This is a genomic window from Phycisphaerae bacterium (assembly GCA_018003015.1).
Taxonomy (GTDB): domain Bacteria; phylum Planctomycetota; class Phycisphaerae; order UBA1845; family PWPN01; genus JAGNEZ01.
This window is the reverse complement of sequence record JAGNEZ010000095.1, coordinates 1-18,560: the sequence shown is the minus strand read 5'-3', so window position 1 is coordinate 18,560 and position 18,560 is coordinate 1. Positions and strand designations below refer to the sequence as shown.

The window sequence follows — 18,560 nt, the reverse complement described above, 5'->3', positions numbered from 1 at the left end:
GGTCTATGGGCGCATGGAAGATGTTCCCATTCGCCATGAGTATTGCGTGGTCTTCCGGCGGGAGTCGTCCAAGGTCCCTTCGATGCCCTCACGGTTCAACAACTAACCGTCCCGCTTGGCCAGGCGACAACGGCCGCCTGGCCAGTTCTATGCTTTTGATTGGGGCCACCGCCGCGGTCCCCCCCGAAAGCTGAGGCCGCGGGCTTGCAGCCCGCGCCGTTATGTCCGCTCGCTCACTCGGATTCCCGCCTGTTCGACGGGACATCCTCGCTCGCTCGCCGATGGCAAGCCCGTGCCGGCTCCGCCCAACGGCGTCGGGCCCTCGCCGCTGCCGGCGGCTCGGTCCGGCACTTGGCTTGCAAAGACCCCACCCCGCTCAGCCACCCGCCACACCACCCAGCCCGCCGGCTGACGCCGTCGCCCTCTCTAAAAGGAATCGCCCTGCGGGCGATCCGTCACGTAGGGGCCCGGCTCGGATTCCCGCCTGGCTTCGGCGGGAGATCCTCGACCGGTCTCCCGGCGTGCCTCCGCATTCCCCAGTGCTTCGCACTCGGGAGATGCCGTCGGCCCGCCCCCACCCCGGAGGCTCGTTCATTCCGCTTCGCGGAAGTGCCTCGCCTCCAGAGACGTGTGGCTCCGGTCCGGCGAGCAAGGCCGTGCCGGGACAAGCCCGGCACTTACCTTGCCTCCGCCGCTCCGGGCGTGGTCTCCGTCGCCTCGGCGGCTGGACGCCGCCTGCGGCTCCCTCTTGGCCGGCTGCACGCCGGCCCGCCCTGGACGGGCGACATCGAGCCTGTACGGCTCTCGGCCGCTGGGGCGGCCTCCCAGAGCGAAGCCGGCTGGGGCCGGCTGTCGCTCCCGGGCTCCGCTGGACGCTGCGCCCTTCCGGCCCTCCTGGACGTCGGGCCGGCCTCGGGCCGCTATCGCGGCCCACCGACCCCGCCAATCGTGACCCCGATGATGACCCGCATCCTGCTCTTCCCATCGCTCGACGCACGCTTCACTTTTCAACGCAATCACTTGACCCCAAGCGGCTTACAACACCATATCTTCGCGGACTCTTACCCTACGTGGTCCGTCCGCCTAGGGGTGAGACTTCGGCGGCGACCGGCGTTATTATTTGATAGCGGCGGGTTCATTGCTGGAGACCTTCAGGATGCGTTTACTGCATCGCGACATGGACATCCTCGACACGCTCGCGACCAAGGTACGTCTCCTGTCCGTACCGCAGATCGCGGATGCCTGGTGGCCCGACCGAGCTTCCGGCAAGAACCAGGCCGCCCGTCGCCTCCGCCAACTGAAAGCCGCCGGATTGATCGACGAACAGACAGTTCATGCCTACCCGCCCATTCCACTCACCGAGCCGGTGGCGACATGGGCCCCTGGCGGTCCCGATCCCGATTGCGAGGCCATCAGTTATCGCCTTCAGTCCCGCTGGTCCGGCTCGCCCCGGCTCACGCCGGTCTACACCGCCAGCGAACAGACCGCCCGCCGCTTCGGTGGGGTAGGGGGGCGGCTCGCCCATCCCACGCAGGCCACGCACGACCTCCACGTCGCCGACCTCTACCTGCGGGCTCGCCGTCTCGACCCCGCCACCGCTCAACTCTGGTTGACGGAGGACCTTCGTCCCAAGGCGGGCTTCCGGCAAAAGGACCCCGACGTGATCATCGAGTATCCCGACGGCCGGCCATTGTTGGTGATCGAGTTTGGTGGTCGCTACGACGCCAATCGCGTCCGCGAGTTCCACGAGCACTGTGCCCGACAGAACTGGAGGTGGGAGTTGTGGTGAACCAGTCTATCAACCCCCGATTCGGTCTGACGGCGCAGGATATGCACATCCTGGAACACGTCCGACGCTATGGCATGACCACTCAGGAGGTGGTTCACCGGCTTTTCTATCCGACGGCGACGCTGGAAGCGGCCAAGAGTCGCCTTCGCCGCCTCCGTGAAAAAGGATGGCTCTCCACCGCCGACCTTTCGGCTCGCACGCCGGACCTTCGGGCCAAAAGAAGCTACTACCACCTGACCCCGCGGGCCCTCGAACGCGTCTTTGCCCACCCGGCCAAGTACGGGAAAGCCCAGGGCCCGCAAGCCCTCTTCGAGGCTTACGGGATACTGCTATTCTGTTGCATGGCCCCTGTCCCGCGTCATCGCTTCATGCGGTCCGAGTTCGAACAGGCCTATCCCGATCTGGTTCGCCCGGGCCTGCCCGCCCGGCTCTACTACCGTGACATCGAGGACGAAAAAGAACGCGTCGGGTATATTTACGTCCACCGCTCCGCCCATACTCGCCGTGTGGTCCGCAAGTGTCGCGAGGTCGTCGCCAAGCGGTTCAGAATTCCGGCGTGGGCCCGGCGGATCAACGACCAGGGCATGGTCATCGCGATCGTGACCAGTGCTCCCCAAAGCGCAAAACAGATCGCCGAAGCCATCCGCCGCGAGCAGTGGCATCAGATCCGCTTCCGGATCGAGGTCTGGCAGGATCTGTTGGAGTTGATGTAACCATGCGACCGAGCGTCGCCCACAACCCGGACCCTCTGGATGTCGAGCAACTGCCGTCCGCCGACGGCATGGAACTCGACTACCGGACCGAGCCGGTCCCGCTCAGCCGCAACGCCATCCAGACCGGCTGGGGCATGCTTATCGCGGCCTCCGCTGCCGCCGCCGCGACCCTCGTTGTCCGTCTCACCACCGCCTACACCACCTCGACGCTGTTCCTGCCCATCATTCTCCCGCTCGGCGTCGGCGCCGCCCTCTGGGGCTACGCGAACGAAAAGCCGAAGTCGTTCATCTACGCCGCCGTGCTGCTGGGTCCCCTCGTATGGTTTCTCGGAGCGGTCGCCGGTGCGGATGAGCAGAGGTCGCTCTATCTGCGATTCTATGCCGCATCCTTCGTCGTGACTCTCTATCTGGCCCACCTGATCGTCGAGCACTATGCCTTCTGGATGCACGCCAATCCCCGCCTGGATCGCCAGACGCGGGATGCCTGGCACCGAACCTGGAAGGGCCGGCCTTGGCGGGCCGATATTGCCCCCGACCCGAACCGCTTGAGGGCCTGCGACGAGCGTGAAGCCCCCGAGCGCCTGCGCTATTACCTCACCCTGGCCTTTGTAGGGCTCGTCTACGCGGTCGGATACACGGTCCTCGCCCGAGCCTCCGTGCCCGCTCTGGCTGGCCTGTGGACGATCCTGTTGACGATCGCCGTCCTGCTGACGTTCGGCCTGCTCAACTGCGTCAACTACGGACCGCTCACCGTCTCCGCTTTTATGACGGCCATGCTGGTTTTCGGCCGAGCCGTCATTTCCTGGGCCACGTACAACTACCACGGTACACGTGCCCCGGGCGTCTTTCGCAGCCCCACCGGCCCTTGGTTGACGCGGCTGATCCTCTCCGGGACCGCGCTGCTTCTGCTCTACCTCGCGGCCCTTCCGCTCGCCGGCTACTGCCCCGTCGTCCTCTGGACCACCGGCCCCGAGCCCTGGATCCGCGCCGCCGGGTACGACTGGTTCTGGGAACCCGCGGTTCGTAACTGGCGGCATCCCTTCTCGGTCTCGCCGCAGAGGCCGGAGGAAATCCAGGCCCGCCTTGAGCCCCACCAGAAGTTGTACCTCGAACGGTTGCCGGCCTCGCTCCGACCGGCCTACCTTCAACAACTCGCCGCCCAACGGACGGCCGCCCCAAGCTCCGGCGCGGCCGACCAGCGACAAGTCGACGCGGCTCGTGCCCTTCGGGTCTACCCCGACGCCTGGATCAACCCCATGTTTCGGGGCATTCAAGCCCGCGAACCCCTGTTCCTCTGGGCGCTGCTCGCCTCGACCCTCGCCTGCGTGATCCTCCCGATGCTCCTGGCCCTCGCCGTGGTCTTCGCCGTCGGCAGCCGCGTCCTTCTTCATCACTACCTTGGCCTGGAGGCCCCCGACGCCGTCTATGTCGCGGCCTCACTGCCGGCATCCTCCAACAGACCACTGCCCGACTGGCAGGCCTACGCCCGCCGCCTTCACGAGTCTCAACACGCTTTGCCCTGCGGCGACACGCCAACGCCTTCCCCAGAACCGCCCGGTGATTCCGCCTCGCCGCCGCCGGACCAGTCGCCACCCGAACCAGCCAATAGCGACGCGCTCCGCGAGTCGGACCACCTTTGGCTGGGGGTCAATCCGCAAGCGGACTATCCCGTCCTCCTGCACCGCAACATCCTGCACGAGCATGCTCACATCACCGGGGACACCGGTTCGGGCAAGACCTCGCTCGGCCTCATGCCGCTCATCGTGCCCCTGATTCGGCGAGGCGACTGCTCGGTGCTGATCATCGACCTCAAGGGGGACATGGCCCTGTTTGAGACCGCCCGTTTGGAGGCCGTCGAGCGTTTCGGCCCCGGCGGTTTTCGCTGGTTCACCGACGGTTCCTCCAAGCCGACCTATGTCTTCAATCCGATTACCCAGAGTTTCATGGCCGACCTGACCGCGCACCAACGAGCCGAGGTGCTTCTGCAATCACTCGGCCTCGAACACGGCGAGGCCTATGGCCGAAGCTTCTATTCGCGCAACAACCGGGCCGTCCTCGCCGGCCTGATGAGCAACCCCGAAGCGGACAGTTTTCGTCGGCTCCAGCAATACGCCGCCAACAAACTCACCGGCGGCGCCACCGCCAAGCAGATGGAGGAAGCGGGTGAGGTCCTCAGCGCCATCGACTCTCTCGCCAGTTTTGACGCCCTCAACGTCACCGCCACGCACGTCAAGCAACGTCTGGTCAGCCCGGAGGCCTTGGACCAGCGAATTGATCTGCCCGATTTGTTTGTTCGCCCCCAGGTACTTTACTTCTACCTCGAATCCACGCTGCAAGTCGCCGCCGCTCGCGAGATCGCCAAACTGGCCTTCTACGGGCTACTCCCCAGTGCCGTCGTCCACCGTCACCGCGGCGTCAAGACCCGTCGGGTCTACGTCGTGGTCGATGAGTTCCAGCAGATCGTCTCGGAAAACCTGGAGATCCTGCTCCGCCAGGCCCGCAGCATGGGCATCGCCGCCATCCTGGCCAATCAGACCCTGGCCGACCTGAAGACCGCCGGCGTCGATATCATTCCGGCGATCCAGGCCAACACCCGCTTCAAGCAGGTCTTCGCCGCCACCGACCTGTATCAGCAGGATGCCCTCATCAAAGCCTCCGGCGAGATCATGAACCACATGTACTCCACCCGCGAGAGCGCCTCGGACATATCCGTCACCACCTCCGAGCAGATCGGACCGCGTTTCCGCCGCAACGACATCATCCGCCTGACGGACCGCGAGAAGTACAGCATCGTCCAAATCTCCCGCGGCAGCGGCTACACCCGGTTCGAGGGTTTCTCCTTCCCGCTCCGTTCCGACTACCACATCACCGCGGGCCAACACAAGAAGCGGTCCGAGACCCCCTGGCCCGCCCAACAGCCCGGCACGATGAGCCCGCCGTTACCCACGGGCCACGAACCGCCGCCGGCGGCACCGCCGCCCACCCCCCAGAACAACCCGGTCATCGCAGTTGAAGTCCACGACACGCGACAGCATGCCCCAGCCAAGAAACCAAAACGAAAGAAGGCCCAATCAGACAGTGAGGAGTCACACGATGAGCGCAAATCCTGATCCAAGACCCCGTCGCAAATTCGCCGCCGTTCGCTCGATTATCAGTATCGCGGTTCTGGCCATTGTGGCGCCGTTCATCGCCACGTTCTTCTTCTCCGACAAACCTCAAGAACCGCCTCAGCTCAACTGGTCGCCTGGCCCCGCCACCAAGCCGGATCTCACCAAAGCGGAAATCACCACGGCCAAGAACGTCCAGCAGGAGGCTCGCGCGCTCGCCCTGACGCTGCTGCAGGAGACCAGCGACGCCGCCACCGAAACCCTACGTCTGTTGGACGATGTTCAGGCCCAGATCAACCGCTGGCAGGGTTTGTCCGTCGGCCTGCTGACCAGTGAACAAGGCCGCCTTCTCGCCGCCCACCCCGATTTCGTCAAGGCCTTTGATTCTCTCAGTAGGAGCGAAGAGCCGAACGCCGATCAGGTCCACCAGCACCGTTCCCGTGTTCAGCTTCTCATCAGGCCCGTGCGCGACGCCCTCGACGATCCCGACTCCAACTACCGGCCCGCCCCCGACATGCTCACCGCCCTGCGAGCCGAACGAACGACCGCCAAAGAGCTGCTCAGCGAGATCCGCGAACGCATTGAAACCGTCGAGCAGATGCTGACTCGGGCGAAGGATACCGCTCCCAGCACGCTGACGCTTCAGCAGGCTATCGACAAATACAAAGAAGACCTTGCTCTCGCCCGCGCCACGGCGATCGCCGAGAAGGTCGCGGCCGCCGAACGCACCGCGACCGAAGAGGTTGCCGAGATGAAGGCCCAGGAGCGGCGCGAAAGCATCCTGCGGGCCGGCCGTGATGAAGTGTCCCGGGCCGAAGCCGAATCCAAACGCCGAAGCGCGGAGGCCGAACGGCAGCGGGCCGCGGTCGAAGCCGCCGCCGCGGCCAGCCAGGCGGCCGCCGACGCCACGCGTCGCGAGTCCGAGGCTCAGCAGCTTCGCAAGCGAGCCGAGGACCCCAACGTGCAACGCCTGTATGCACCGTTCCTGTCCAAGGGCCGCTACATCATGGGTACCAGCCCGGCCCGCCAATACGACGTACCACGGCCGGTTTCCTTCAGCAGCCTCCTGCAGCGAGGGGCGCTCAGCAGTCCGACCGCGTTCGCCCGAGCCGGTGCCGGGGAGAGTCATCCCTGGAGTTGGAACGACCGGCCCAAATGGTCGCCCGCCAAGACCGAAGAGGATCTCAAACGTTACGAGGCGTTGTTGCAGCAATTCAAGGAGTTGGCCCCGATCTGGATCGACATGGGCCTGCTCCAGAAATAACTCTTTACACGGCCCCGCGTTCCGTGCTATGCAAAAAAAGAGGCCCGAAGGCCGGTGGCGTAAACCACAAGCTTTCGGGCCCAAAACCTCGATCAAGAACCCTATGGTGAGACCTCCTCTTGCGTGGTTTCGACGAGGCTGTCCCACAGAGCAACCCAAAAAACCTTGGGCACAATCAACCAAAGGACGAACGCCGTCAACAACAGGTTGTTGAGCAGGCGTCGCCAAAGAGGATGGCTCAAGGGCATAGACATCCGTATGGTGGCCATAAGCGCCTCCACTGGATGGTGCGGTGGCGGGCTCATCTTCGAGCTCGACACCGCGGGTTAGTCATCGGGGTGCTCCGACCCCAGGGACGACACGACGCTGCTCCCGTCGTTAGTCCCGTTTTTGTTCGTCGTTCCGGCCCTGATGGGCCAGGATGACGAACGTGTTCCGGGTTTTCGGTTCGGTGATCACGCCGAACCGAACGCCTGCTGTGGACCGATACTGGGAGATGATCAAGCCCACTCGGCTCGATATCGCCTCCCAATTCAAGTCCGCCTCGGCACCCATCACCTCGCCCCAGTCGCCGACCAGGTGTCGCCCGAGGGCGACACAAATGTCTTCTTGTGGGATCGTCTCCCTGACACCAGGGGTGTCAGAAACCAGTCCCAGTTCGAACTTCGGTACGTATGACAAGTCGTTCCGCATACAGCCTCCGATTTGATTTTCACGGTTAATAAGCAACCAGCGAAAACCTGCCAACAAAACCTGCTCGCGATGCCCGTGGGCACCGTCAGCAGGTTTCAGGCCTACGCGGAACGCGACGCAATCGGTCGCCAAGGCGAGCGGGGGGGGGTTCTTGATCCGCCGTTTGTTTCGCACCTCCCGGCGCAGGAGGGTACTGCGTGTCGCCGGTTTGTTTTGTCACGTCCTGGCGACGGCGGACGGCACATCAAACCCACAAGGGGGGTTGAACAAGTGGAAGGATGGAAGGACGGTCGCTATGCACGTGCCAAAGAACGGAACGGGGCCGGCGGGTCGCAGGCCTGCGGACCCGCGGCTATCCCATTATACACTCGATTGGCCCAAGACAACTGCACCTCGCCATACCGGTCGAAGCGGTCCGCCGGCCGGCCCCGACCACTCTTCCCCCGCAAATCTAGACCCGGCTCACCGCCCCGAGGTTAGCCGAATCGGCCGCCGGCCGACCGAACCGCCATCCAACGCCCCGCCCAGGTTCGCCGTTGAGTCGCCCCCGGCCAATCGCTACACTGGAGGCTGCCGACAAACGGGTCCCGGCACTGGCCGGTCCGGCCGTTTCACGGCTCACCCGGCCTTCGGAGGACCCGGAAAGAAGCGTTTCATGTTCAAGCGAATCTTCACCCTGGCCGTCGTGCTCTTGGTTCTTGCCGGCCCTATCACGAACCCCACGTTGGGGCTCACCGAGCAAGACACAGCGTTGGACGCGGATCATAAGACATTTGCCTACGATCCGATGTTCGATTCGGTGGTGCGCATGCGAGTGCGCTTCGGTTCCTCCTGGTACACCTCAAGCGGGTTCTACCTGGGCAATGGCTGGTTCGGCCACACGGGGCACCAGTACTTCAACGAAAGTGGAGCTCCTGCTGACGAGGTGCGCTTCTACTCTGGCCGGGATTCGGTGAACTACGACAACATGTGGGTCGCCGACAAGACCGACCTCCATGATGCGTACACCGGGATAACCGGCACGGGTAAGGACTTTGGCATGTCCCAGGTCTCCGGAGTGGTGGACCTTCCGGCGCTGGTGCGCTCGTACACGGCTCCAGTGCGAGGCATGGAGTACGCCTTCGCAGGCTTCGGCCGCTACGGCACCGCCTCGAACCCCAACCAAGGCCAAGACTACCAAATGCGCGCTGGAAAGAACGTTGCCGAGAAATTTGGAGGAGACTCGCCCTACTTTAATGTCGAACCGCAGTATATGCTGGCTGTGTTCGACCCTCCTGGCCCCTTCGATGTCCCGCTCGAGGCGCATGGGGCCTATGGCAGTAGTGGCAGCGAGGTTCTTTGGAACCTTAACGGGGATTACTTGGGCGGTGGAGTAATGACAGCCGTGCGGGGTGATTTTGGCTATTTTGCCCAGTCGATCATCCTGCCGTTCACCGAGGTGAACGACTTCATCGACGTCAGAGTTCCGGAACCATCGACATTGGGGTTCTTGTTTGCAGGATTGGTCCTCATAGGTCGGAGACGCACCCGTTTCAGGGGCTCCGGAAGGTAGCGTTTCATGTTCAAGCCAATCCGACTTGGTATCGCGGCCGCAGTCGGGCAGGAGACTGTCATGAATGCGCGGAAAAGCAGGCTGCTTTTTGCAGCAATCGGGCTCCTTATGCTTGCTTCGGCAAGCGAGGGAGCGTGGTACGAAACGGCCGCGGACATCGCGGCGGGCCATGACTGGGGCAAGACATCCCGGTTTGGTCCAATCCTCCACCTCACGGCGTACAAGCCGGACGGGACTGCTGTATCGTCCGGTACGGCAACGCTCATCAGCCCGGAGTGGGTGCTGACTGCAAGTGCAGCTCACTTTGGGTTGGCGGATTCTCTTGGCTCGGTGCGGCTTCTAAGCTGTTATGATCCGGTGAACGTTCCAGCAACCCACACCAGGTGGGCGCTGGAGATGAAAACCCACGATGACCAGCCTCAAGTAATTGGTGAAGGCGTGGATCTCATGCTCCTTCGAATCGACCCTATCACTGATATCACCCCGGTGTCGTTGTTCACAGGAGCTCCCCAAATCGGCATGGAGTTTGTGGGAGCAGGCTTCGGCCGGCCTGGCAGCGTGGAGACAGGTATGCTCTCGCCCGACTGGAAGAAGCGGGCTGGCAACAATGAAGTGAGTGCCGAGGCTTTCGGTTTGGGTGGGTACATCCAGGCACTCTTCCGCCAAGGGCCAAACGCTTTGCCGCTCGAGTGGGCGAGCACGCCTGGTGACTCAGGTGGTCCGTGGCTTACCGAGGCAAACGAGTTGTTCGCCGTGGACTCCTTTGCGGTAAATGGGGTTCTCTCAGGTGGTCAACCGATTTACCCACACCTGCCCTGGATTTACAGTGTCACAGGCTTGCCAGAGCCTGGGACGCTGGTACTGATGGCCGCAAGCATGACGTTTCTGCTTCGGCGCCGTACCTACAAAGCCGCGTAATCCACACTCCACGGTCAATTGCCCCACGTGAGGAGCCCTCAGGCTCGGGACCATACCGGCAGGGGGGGCGGGCCCGCCTACGGCCGATCCCCCTCGGGTCCCGGAGGCCTGGCGGCCCTCCTGGCGAGGACCCGAGGGCGACGGCCGTATACGGCAGGCCGCGAACGCGGACGTTCCGTCGCGGAAAACCGCGGCGCATCGTCGAGAGCCGCCGGTGCATCGCGGGCACCCGTGAACTTGTCGCCGGCAAACAGCCCTGGCCATCCACCGCGTCTGCCCGGACACCGGCAAGGTCGGAACGCTCATGACGGTCAAGTCGCGATCAGCGTGGCGGGCGTGACATTCTTGGCGGAATGTGGCATACAAACGATCATGGACGCAGGCTTCACTCTGGTGCTGTTGTTGATCGCTTTCGCATTCGCCCGGCCCGACGCCGCGATCGGTGTCATCGTTGCCTACCTCGCGATAGTCTTCGCGCGTCGTCATTGACCGCGACGCGGGCTGCCCCGCGAGCATCCGGGCGCATAAAAGAGGCCCCGGACGGATGTCCGAGGCCGGCAAGGTCAGAACGACTTTGCCTTCACGCGAGTGCCTCATTCCAGCGTGAACAAGTGGATGAAACCGAAGCTCGCAACGCGAAACACTCGGTTGTCCGGCGTCACCAGGATATCCCCCACGGAGGTCGAACGGCGTTCGTTTCCGCGGGCTTTGACGCCCCGGTTACGTGCCCAATCGTCCTCTCCGTGGTTGGTTAAGCTGTACGCCATCTTCAAGTCCACGGTCTCAACCTCGGCGACCAGCCTGTAGCATGATGGCCGGAAAGTCGACGGCCGAGACTCCCAACCGAAATCGGCCGGGATGGCGTGATACACTCTCGTGATGGGCTTCTTTTTCAAGATACGGAACATGGCAACCCTCCTGTTGTCTAAATGTCACTACACGAGCCGCCGAAATCACTCGGACAACTCGCACAATGCCACCGACAAGAGAGCCGCACGACCGATCGCTCTGCCTTGCCCGCCGCCGTTTTTTGTGTCACGCCCTGGCGGCATGGACCTGACGGTCCGCGGGCGGAACAACAAACCCACAAAGGGGATTTGTTCGCGTGGAGGGGATTCTCTCTTCGCGTGCCAAAGAGCCTCGCCGGCCGGCGAGCTCGCCGGCTCGTCAGTCTATTGTACCCGTGACCGTCGCCCAGATGCACGTCTCGTCCCGGCACGGCCCGCCGCCAACCCGCAGCCGTCCTGGCCCGTCGATCCAGCGTCGCCGGCAACCACCGGCGGACAGCCATTTCACACCGCCTCATTCCCTTCTTAGCGGAGCCTCCCCCGGGCGGCCGGCGGGTTCGGTCCAGGAGGAGTTCGGCCCAGGGAAGGGCCGGCTGTCCGGAGCCCAGGCATGGGCGAAGTCCTGGACGGGTTCCGCCGGTCGCCGCACACTCTCCGGCACAAGGGAATGAGGCCCGCTCGATTCAGAGCAGTTCCTCGAACGCCCGGAGGGCGGCCACCGTTTCCGGCAAGACCTGCCGCTCCAACGTCTCCAGGTACTGGCTGATGGTTTTCGGCGGATTCTTCAGGCCCTGCCGATGCGTCTTGACGGCCACGCACACCGGTCCGGGGGCCAGGTCCAGCAAGTGATGGATGAACTGGTCGGGATGTTGAGCGTCGATGCCGTAGCCGGCCAGCGCCGACGCCGGAAAGTGCTTGAGGTTGGCCGTCACGATCACGTCGGCCCCGACGCGAATCGCCGCGGCCAGCACGTGGCGGTCATCGGGGTCGGGCAGTTGTAGCCCCGGCATCAGGTCTTCATAGCCTTCAACCAGGCAATCCAGTACCGAGGCGTCCATCAGCTGCCGTGTGCGCTCCAGTTTCTCCCGCGACAGGTCCGGCCGGTCGGCCAGCAACGCCTCCATCCACTCTTCATGAATCGCCGCCGTCCAGCGAGCCCGAAACAGGTCCGTCAGGGCCAGGTGGAGCAGGAGATCCCGCAGGGGTGCGGGGTACAGAACGGACGCGTCGTAAATCGCGGTGAAGGTCGCCACGCTCAATAGCCCATGTCCAACGCCTGTCCCTGTTCCGCCAAGGCCCGCAGGGCCTCGCGACGTTCCTCGTCGCTGCGCCGCTTGAAGGCCAGCACGTCGCGGAAGAGCACCCGACGGTGCGTGCCCACCTTGCGGTAGGGCAGCTTGCCATCCTCCAGCAGCTTCACCAGGAACGGGCGAGAGACATTCAGCATGTCCGCCGCCTGCTGGGTGCTGAGTTCGGCGTGAATGGGGATCAACGTGACCGCATGACCCTGGGCCATTTGCGTCAGGATGTCCACGAGCAGCCGCACCGCCGCCGCGGGCAGGGCGACGATCTCCGGCCGGCCCTTGGCCGGCTGCAGCCGCAACCGCACCTCGCCAGCGTCCGCCAGCAGGGGGGCCAGGGCCCGGCTCGATTCCCGGGCCAGGGCCGCCTCGGCCTCGGTCGGGGCGACCGGCTCGAACGTCTCTTTCACCAGCGTGGTCATGGCTCGAAACCTCCTACCGGAGTATATCGTCTAAACGAAACAAAAGCAACATGCGAAATAAACGAAACATCGCTTCGGGGGAAGCCTCCCGGCCCAGGGTCCGCCGGCCGCAAACGGTAGGGGGGTACAGGGGCAGGCCCCGAAAACGGACCTTGCCGCCTGGCGACCGCACGACGCACCCATGGCCGCCGCCGCGGCATCCAAACCACACAGGCGCCCCTGGATTTGTGGCCGGCAAACAGTCCTGGCCATCCGCCGCGGCGTTGTGATAAGCAACCTGGACGCGGCCGGCATCGCCGCCCGCCGCTTCATCCGGAGGGAAACACCATGATGAAAACCGTTCACCTGTTCTGGTCCGGCTGGGTGACAGCCGAGGTGATGGAGGTCACCTCCGCCCACGGCGTGGGTTACTCGCTGGCCATCCACCGGGTCTGCCCGGACACCGGCAAGGTCGAAACGCTCATGACGGCCAAAGGCCCCGAACTCCACAACATCCGCGCCGTCGTCGATTCGGGTCTCAGCCTGATCGAGCATCTTCTCGACGGCGGTTCACACCGGGCCTGGTGCGAACGACGGGGTTTCAGCGTCGATACCGTTCCCGCCTGGAACCCGCCCACGCCCAGGGAGCCCGACCCAACAACGTAACGCCCGACCCTCGCGGCACTCGGTTGTTACCCACGCCCATTCGGCTCATCGGCTTGCCCGTTCGCTGAAGGCTTCGCTCCGCGTCCGCCGGCCACAAGCGGTAGGGGGGTCCCGTGGCTGCAAGCCTCGCGGCCACGCCTTCGCGTGTCACTCGCCTTGCCCGGAGGCCCCGTGACCCGGGCCGGCGGGCCGCTCCGCGGCCGTCCTCCGGTCCCCGCGGGTTTGGTTTCTCAGCCCCGGTGAAGAAACACAAACCCGCTAGACAGGAGGACAGCATCATGAAGAACGAGCAAGCCAAGACACTCGCCGATCAGGCATTGGATCAACTCGCCGCCGCGTTGGAGGCCGGCCACAGCGACCGGCTCCGGGCCTACCTCGGGACCATGGCCCGGTTCCACCGCTACAGCTTCGGCAACATCCTGCTGATCGCCATCCAGAAACCCGACGCCAGCCGCGTCGCTGGCTACCAGGCGTGGCGGAAGCTCGGTCGCTTCGTCCGAAAGGGCGAGAAAGGCATCGTCATCATCGCCCCGATCGTCCGGCGCAATCACGAGGAGGACCGCCGCGAGGTGGACAGCACTGCGGCCGACAGCCACGACCGCTTCGTGGCCGGCTTCAAGGCAGCCTACGTGTTCGACGTGAGCCAGACGGATGGCGAGCCGCTGCCGGAACTGGCGGAGGTGACCGGCGACCCCGCCGGCAAAACCGATAAGCTCCGAGGCCTCGCCGGCGAGCTCGGGATTGCCGTGGAATACGAAGACGATCTCGGTGGGGCGGATGGCGTATCCTCCGGCGGCCGGATCGCCCTTCGCCGCGGCCAGACGCCGGCGGAGGAGTTCAGCACGCTGGCCCACGAACTGGCCCACGAGATGCTCCACCGCGGCCAGGACCGCTCCACGACCACCCGCACGATCCGCGAGACCGAAGCGGAAGCGGTCGCCTTCGTGGTTTGCCAGGCCGCCGGCCTGCGGACGAACGGAGCCGCCGCCGACTACATCCAGCTTTACCACGGCGACAAGGAGACCCTCGCGGCATCACTCGCCAGAATCCAGCAGGCGGCCACCCGGATCATCCAGGTTGTCATGCCCGCACGCGAGGGCGCCCTGGATCTCATGTAGTCGGCCGACTCAGCTTTCAAGTTGTGATCAGGTGTGCCTACGCCGAACCAGACCGGCCAATGCCGCCACAATCAACGTGAGCGTTCCAGGCTCGGGAACGGCAACGACGCGAAGACCGATGCTGCTGATCTCGGCCATCGGGGGAACGGCGTTAGAGAGGCCCTCTGTCGCGGACAGGTAAAAACCGGGGATGGAGAACCCGCCCCCCAGCGTGAAGCGAAGCGAATTAGGCGTAGCCCTTTCTGTCCATTCTCGAATGTTCCCGCCTTGATCGAATGTGCCGTAAGGGCTCCCTGAGTTCTCAAACTCACCGACCTGTGTGCGCCAATAGGGATCGCCTATGGTGTACGTGCCGGCGTCATCGTAGAAGTTCGCACTATTGCCAGGATCGGGATCAATGAAGTCGTTACTCGGTAGTGTCTCGCCGCTCGTGGGGTAACTCCAATAGTCGCCGGCAAGGCCATCGTTCTTATGGTACGCAGCCTTGTACCATTCGTTCCAATTCGTCACCGCCCATCGCCAGCCCGAGTTGCGAGCAATTGTCACACTGTTACCATCGAGCGTATAGGCGCCCGTCTCCGTGCTGCCAACTTCTTGGTCTCCGGCTGGCTGGCCATTATGGACCCAGTTCGCGAATCGGCACCCGTCCAGGAAGCTCACGAAGTTGACAGGGCGATTGGCCCAATCCGACGCGACGTTGTACGTGTAGCTCCCGGGCGCGTTGGCTCGCTGGATCTTGCAGCCCGAGCTATCCGACCACATGGACGGATTGTAGAGCCCATACATGTCTGTTCTCGCGACCGCATTGAGAAACTCGCAATACTGCCCCGCTGTCACCTCATACTTGCCAATGCTGTACGGGTAGTCCACTTGGCCGAAGTTGTACGCGCCGTGCCGCGGGTCCGGCGCATTTCCTACGTTGCCCACCGGCACGGTTTCCAGGCTGGCCAGGCCATTCCACGAGCCATCAGGGTTCCGTGTCCCGCCCATGTTGAACACGTCGGCCGGGGCCTGTGACACGGCCAGGGCCAACACGGACACGCAAACCAACGCCTTCAGATGTGATTCTCGTCCCATGGCTTCTTTCGCTCCTGTGCAGGCCGCTCGGTGAACAAAACCAACTGCCGACGCCGAGCCAGCCCACCCAGCCCGACAGCCATCATGATTAGACTCGCCGGCTCAGGCACGAGTAAAAAAGCATGGCCTGCTCCGCCAGGGTTCTCCCCGACGCCGACAATCCAACCTCGATCGTTGACGGCCCACGCTTCGGTGAGTGTCCATCCCTCGCCGCCGGCATCCAGCAGGGCGTTCAGATCGCGCATACCATTCACGCTGTCCCACAGAAACGCACGTTGGCCAACTGCGGTCGTCCCAGCCCCCACGACCTGGCCGGCGTCGTTGATGGCGTTAGCCCAACTCACATCATCCCCACCGGGCAAGTCACCAAGGTCGTGCGTCCCGCTCATGCTGTCCCAGAGAAAGGCGTGCTGGCCGTCACTCCCGACGACGTAGCCGTTCTCGTTGATAGCGTTGGCGGAGATGGACAGGCTTTGAATCCCGTGGAGCGTGTCGTACAGGAACGATTGCACGCCCGTCGCAGTGCGACCAGTGCCGATGATCCAGCCATGGTCGTTTATGGCATTCGCCGATTCAAGGGTCCAGCCGCTGCTGCCGGCATCAAGCACCGTGTTCAAGTCCCGCATGCCATTGACACCATCCCACACGAACGCCCGCTCTCCGCTCCAACCCACGACTTGGCCATTGCTGTCGATGCCGAGGGCTCGACTGGCGGATGTGCCCGGTAGAGCTCCCAATCCCTGCATCCCACGGCCGCTCTCCCACAAGAATGCCTGTTCGTTGGCCCATCCGCTTCCACCCACGACCTGTCCCGCATCGTTGATGCCCCAGGCCCAGCTGAAGTCATCGCCGCCGGGCAAGGTGCCCAGATCTTGCATCCCGGCCGTGCTATTCCAGCGGAACGCCCGCCAGTCGGATGCGCCCTCGCTGAAGCCTGCGACTTGACCCGCGTTGTTGATGTCCTGGGCCCAACTGAAGTCTTGTCCACCCGGTATGTCGCCGAGGTCAATCAGTGTGTAGGGAGCCGCGTGCAGGCTGCCGGCCAACACACAGAGGATACCGAAGGCCAGCCCCGGCTTGGTGCGGGATTCTCGTCTCATGGCTTCTTTCGCTCCTGCTCCCGATGTTCTGTCTCGATTCCGCCCGCTGTTACAAAACCATGACATCCATGATACCAACCCGCCCCCGCCCAACAAAGCGGCGTCTTGCCGGGCCCACCCAACCATCGCGGAGGTCACACCCGCCATCGAGGTCCGCATAACCCTCTTGTCAGGTGGGAGACCATGACCTTGCCCAGGTTCTAAAGGAGGTGCTTTATGTCCAAGTCAGTCAATCGACCCGTTCAGGAAGTCCGCCATGGCCACATCAAGGCCTTGGTTTGGGCCAACGACACGAGCAACGGAACGCGTTTCAACGTGACCCTTGCCCGCATCTACAAGGACGGCGAGGAGTGGAAGGAAACGTCCAGCTTCGGCCGCGACGACCTGCTGCTTCTGGCCAAGACCATCGACCAGGTCCACACCTGGATCCTGGACCAGCAGGCGAGTCCGTCCGACGCAAGCTGACTGTCGGTTTCGACGGAGCCAACGTCGGCCCGTCGCAGAGAGGTTCTATTCGCGGGTCATGCCTCCACCTGACCCCTTGAGACGAGGATGACCTGATGACCCACGTGATTGCCCAACCCTGCCGGGGACCCCGCTGCGGCGCGTGCCTGGCGATTTGTCCGGTGGACTGCATCGGCCCGACGCCGGCGGATCCCGCCTGGTCGCGAGCCACGATGCTCTACATCGACCCCGAACTCTGCATCGATTGCGGTTTGTGCGTTCACGAATGCCCCGCCAACGCCATCTTTCCACAGCATCGCCTGCCATCGCGCTGGCGAATCTTCATTCTGATCAACGCGGTGTTCTTTCACCTGACTCGCCGGCGGTAGGGGAGGGGACGCGGCTTTCACATCACGCTTCCGCCTCGCCATCGCATAACCCTGATCGAGAGCATCGGCAGTTCCTCGGTGCCCGCGGCCTGATTCACCACACGAGAGACCGGTGGTGCCAACCAAGGTCGAGTATCGAGGTTGCGTCTACGGACGCTTTTTCACGAAGGAGATGATCATGCAGAATCTGACCCGAGCAAGTGAGGAACTGTTCCGCCGAAGCCCGGATGAACGCTTCGGTTCGCTGATCGAGCTCTGGCAGTTTTGCCAGAACGAGAAGCAACACGCGGCCGAGCACTGGCCGGCCCCGCAGAACCTGCGGCCCAACTGTCAGCCGGGCACCGTGGTCCTGGGCTTCGACATGGACCGGGAGTTCTACTTGAACGACTGGTCGTTCTCCCAGCTTTGCCGGCTGGCCGGGGTGAGCAAGGACACGCTCAACCGGCTGTCGCCGGAGACCGCCAGCCGGGCCCTGCAGGAGACGATGCCCACCGAGGGCAAGCCCATGCAGGTGCTGACCGCAGGCACGACGGTGCGAGCGATTCACGGCACGGCCTACACCCGGCTCTACAACGCCGACGTGCTGACCATGCTGCGGGAATTCGCCACCGACTTCCAGCCGCCTCAGCAGGCCGCCGAGGGGCTGGGGCCGCCAGCCGCGGCCGACGACCTTCCCCCGTGGGAAGATCCGCCGGCGACATCGCGACCGAAAGGGGGGACGGGGCTGTACTGCGGTGAGCAGGACATGTTCTGTTTCCTGATCGACCCGACCGGCTGGGCGGAGATCGACGGCGAGGCCTTCGCCCCGGGGTTCTTCGTCTGGAACTCCGAGGTCGGCCGGCGGTCGGTGGGCATCCAGACGTTCTGGTTCCAGGCTATTTGTCAGAACCACATCGTCTGGGACGCGGTAGAGGTGGCCGAGTTCACCCGCAAGCACACGGCCAACGTCCACGACTCACTGGCCGAGATTCGCCGGCGGGTGGGGGCCCTGGTCGAAAAGCGGGACCAGCGGCGGGATGGCTTCGTCCAGGTGGTCCGCAAGGCGATGCAGACCCGACTCGGGACCGACGCCGACGAGGCCCTGAAGGTCCTGCAGCAACGCGGCATCCAGCAGAAGCTGGCTAAGCAGGCCATCGAGTCGGCCCAGCGGCAGGGAGCCTTGACCATCTTCGCGGTGGTCGATGCCCTGACCCAGATGGCCCGCAATCTGGTCAACGCCGGCGATCGCACGGAGGCCGAC

Annotated in this window: 17 protein-coding genes; 11 read left to right on the top strand and 6 right to left on the bottom strand. The window is 64.1% G+C overall.

Annotated elements, in window-relative coordinates; translation table 11 throughout:
• Positions 1 to 1,156 precede the first annotated feature (1,156 nt).
• The 4 genes from KA354_23490 to KA354_23475 are packed head-to-tail and all read left to right on the top strand — an operon-like array spanning position 1,157 to position 6,873.
• Positions 1,157 to 1,789: a hypothetical protein gene (locus KA354_23490; GenBank protein ID MBP7937616.1), complete on the top strand. Its 633-nt coding sequence runs from the start codon at positions 1,157 to 1,159 to the stop codon at positions 1,787 to 1,789.
• Positions 1,786 to 2,502: a hypothetical protein gene (locus KA354_23485; protein MBP7937615.1), complete on the top strand. Its 717-nt coding sequence runs from the start codon at positions 1,786 to 1,788 to the stop codon at positions 2,500 to 2,502. The genes KA354_23490 and KA354_23485 overlap by 4 nt, the downstream gene beginning before the upstream one ends.
• 2 nt (positions 2,503 to 2,504) lie before the next feature.
• A complete protein-coding gene (locus tag KA354_23480; protein MBP7937614.1) occupies positions 2,505 to 5,612 on the top strand; it encodes a type IV secretion system DNA-binding domain-containing protein in 3,108 nt (1,035 codons plus the stop codon).
• Positions 5,596 to 6,873 (top strand): hypothetical protein, encoded by a 1,278-nt coding sequence (locus tag KA354_23475; GenBank protein MBP7937613.1) that lies wholly within the window; start codon positions 5,596 to 5,598, stop codon positions 6,871 to 6,873. The genes KA354_23480 and KA354_23475 overlap by 17 nt, the downstream gene beginning before the upstream one ends.
• Before the next feature lie 378 nt (positions 6,874 to 7,251).
• Here KA354_23475 and KA354_23470 read toward each other — a convergent pair whose 3' ends face one another.
• Positions 7,252 to 7,566, bottom strand: a complete 315-nt coding sequence (locus KA354_23470; GenBank protein MBP7937612.1) for a hypothetical protein — start codon at positions 7,564 to 7,566, stop codon at positions 7,252 to 7,254.
• A 655-nt stretch (positions 7,567 to 8,221) separates the two neighbouring features.
• Here KA354_23470 and KA354_23465 point away from each other — a divergent pair.
• Together KA354_23465 and KA354_23460 are read left to right on the top strand one after the other, a co-directional pair.
• Positions 8,222 to 9,118, top strand: a complete 897-nt coding sequence (locus KA354_23465; GenBank protein ID MBP7937611.1) for a PEP-CTERM sorting domain-containing protein — start codon at positions 8,222 to 8,224, stop codon at positions 9,116 to 9,118.
• Positions 9,119 to 9,178: 60 nt separating this feature from the next.
• Positions 9,179 to 10,036 carry a trypsin-like serine protease gene (locus tag KA354_23460; protein ID MBP7937610.1) on the top strand — a complete coding sequence of 286 codons (858 nt, stop codon included), beginning with the start codon at positions 9,179 to 9,181 and terminating at the stop codon, positions 10,034 to 10,036.
• 593 nt (positions 10,037 to 10,629) lie between these two features.
• Here the strand turns inward: KA354_23460 and KA354_23455 are convergent.
• The 3 genes from KA354_23455 to KA354_23445 all read right to left on the bottom strand — a co-directional run bounded on the left by KA354_23455 (position 10,630) and on the right by KA354_23445 (position 12,547).
• The gene (locus KA354_23455; protein MBP7937609.1) at positions 10,630 to 10,944 is read right to left on the bottom strand and encodes a hypothetical protein; all 315 of its coding nucleotides are present in this window, start codon (positions 10,942 to 10,944) and stop codon (positions 10,630 to 10,632) included.
• Positions 10,945 to 11,507: 563 nt separating this feature from the next.
• Entirely contained in the window at positions 11,508 to 12,077 is a 570-nt protein-coding gene (locus tag KA354_23450; GenBank protein ID MBP7937608.1) for a PIN domain-containing protein, read from the bottom strand.
• 2 nt (positions 12,078 to 12,079) lie between these two features.
• Positions 12,080 to 12,547, bottom strand: a complete 468-nt coding sequence (locus KA354_23445) for a helix-turn-helix domain-containing protein (protein MBP7937607.1) — start codon at positions 12,545 to 12,547, stop codon at positions 12,080 to 12,082.
• Between the two features lie 327 nt (positions 12,548 to 12,874).
• Here KA354_23445 and KA354_23440 point away from each other — a divergent pair, with 327 nt between their 5' ends.
• Together KA354_23440 and KA354_23435 are read left to right on the top strand one after the other, a co-directional pair.
• Positions 12,875 to 13,192, top strand: a complete 318-nt coding sequence (locus KA354_23440) for a hypothetical protein (protein ID MBP7937606.1) — start codon at positions 12,875 to 12,877, stop codon at positions 13,190 to 13,192.
• A 278-nt stretch (positions 13,193 to 13,470) separates the two neighbouring features.
• Entirely contained in the window at positions 13,471 to 14,310 is an 840-nt protein-coding gene (locus KA354_23435) for an ImmA/IrrE family metallo-endopeptidase (protein MBP7937605.1), read from the top strand.
• Between the two features lie 27 nt (positions 14,311 to 14,337).
• Here KA354_23435 and KA354_23430 read toward each other — a convergent pair whose 3' ends face one another.
• Both KA354_23430 and KA354_23425 read right to left on the bottom strand, forming a co-directional pair.
• Positions 14,338 to 15,387, bottom strand: a complete 1,050-nt coding sequence (locus KA354_23430) for an SUMF1/EgtB/PvdO family nonheme iron enzyme (GenBank protein ID MBP7937604.1) — start codon at positions 15,385 to 15,387, stop codon at positions 14,338 to 14,340.
• Positions 15,366 to 16,487 (bottom strand): PEP-CTERM sorting domain-containing protein, encoded by a 1,122-nt coding sequence (locus tag KA354_23425; protein MBP7937603.1) that lies wholly within the window; start codon positions 16,485 to 16,487, stop codon positions 15,366 to 15,368. The genes KA354_23430 and KA354_23425 overlap by 22 nt, the downstream gene beginning before the upstream one ends.
• 216 nt (positions 16,488 to 16,703) lie before the next feature.
• Between KA354_23425 and KA354_23420 the strand changes: the two genes are divergently transcribed.
• The 3 genes from KA354_23420 to KA354_23410 all read left to right on the top strand — a co-directional run.
• Complete coding sequence (locus KA354_23420) at positions 16,704 to 16,952, top strand: hypothetical protein (protein ID MBP7937602.1); 249 nt, start codon at positions 16,704 to 16,706, stop codon at positions 16,950 to 16,952.
• A 95-nt stretch (positions 16,953 to 17,047) separates the two neighbouring features.
• Positions 17,048 to 17,320 carry a ferredoxin family protein gene (locus KA354_23415; protein ID MBP7937601.1) on the top strand — a complete coding sequence of 91 codons (273 nt, stop codon included), beginning with the start codon at positions 17,048 to 17,050 and terminating at the stop codon, positions 17,318 to 17,320.
• Between the two features lie 178 nt (positions 17,321 to 17,498).
• On the top strand, positions 17,499 to 18,560 hold a 1,062-nt coding region (locus KA354_23410), incomplete at its 3' end, for a hypothetical protein (protein ID MBP7937600.1).

Bases quoted from the DNA above. Each gene is read 5' to 3' on its own strand.
- KA354_23490 (MBP7937616.1), top strand. From the start codon at position 1,157: ATGCGTTTACTGCATCGCGACATGGACATCCTCGACACGCTCGCGACC.
- KA354_23480 (MBP7937614.1), top strand. From the start codon at position 2,505: ATGCGACCGAGCGTCGCCCACAACCCGGACCCTCTGGATGTCGAGCAA.
- KA354_23475 (MBP7937613.1), top strand. From the start codon at position 5,596: ATGAGCGCAAATCCTGATCCAAGACCCCGTCGCAAATTCGCCGCCGTT.
- KA354_23470 (MBP7937612.1), bottom strand. From the start codon at position 7,566: ATGCGGAACGACTTGTCATACGTACCGAAGTTCGAACTGGGACTGGTT.
- KA354_23465 (MBP7937611.1), top strand. From the start codon at position 8,222: ATGTTCAAGCGAATCTTCACCCTGGCCGTCGTGCTCTTGGTTCTTGCC.
- KA354_23460 (MBP7937610.1), top strand. From the start codon at position 9,179: ATGAATGCGCGGAAAAGCAGGCTGCTTTTTGCAGCAATCGGGCTCCTT.
- KA354_23455 (MBP7937609.1), bottom strand. From the start codon at position 10,944: ATGTTCCGTATCTTGAAAAAGAAGCCCATCACGAGAGTGTATCACGCC.
- KA354_23445 (MBP7937607.1), bottom strand. From the start codon at position 12,547: ATGACCACGCTGGTGAAAGAGACGTTCGAGCCGGTCGCCCCGACCGAG.
- KA354_23440 (MBP7937606.1), top strand. From the start codon at position 12,875: ATGATGAAAACCGTTCACCTGTTCTGGTCCGGCTGGGTGACAGCCGAG.
- KA354_23435 (MBP7937605.1), top strand. From the start codon at position 13,471: ATGAAGAACGAGCAAGCCAAGACACTCGCCGATCAGGCATTGGATCAA.
- KA354_23430 (MBP7937604.1), bottom strand. From the start codon at position 15,387: ATGGGACGAGAATCACATCTGAAGGCGTTGGTTTGCGTGTCCGTGTTG.
- KA354_23425 (MBP7937603.1), bottom strand. From the start codon at position 16,487: ATGAGACGAGAATCCCGCACCAAGCCGGGGCTGGCCTTCGGTATCCTC.
- KA354_23420 (MBP7937602.1), top strand. From the start codon at position 16,704: ATGTCCAAGTCAGTCAATCGACCCGTTCAGGAAGTCCGCCATGGCCAC.
- KA354_23415 (MBP7937601.1), top strand. From the start codon at position 17,048: ATGACCCACGTGATTGCCCAACCCTGCCGGGGACCCCGCTGCGGCGCG.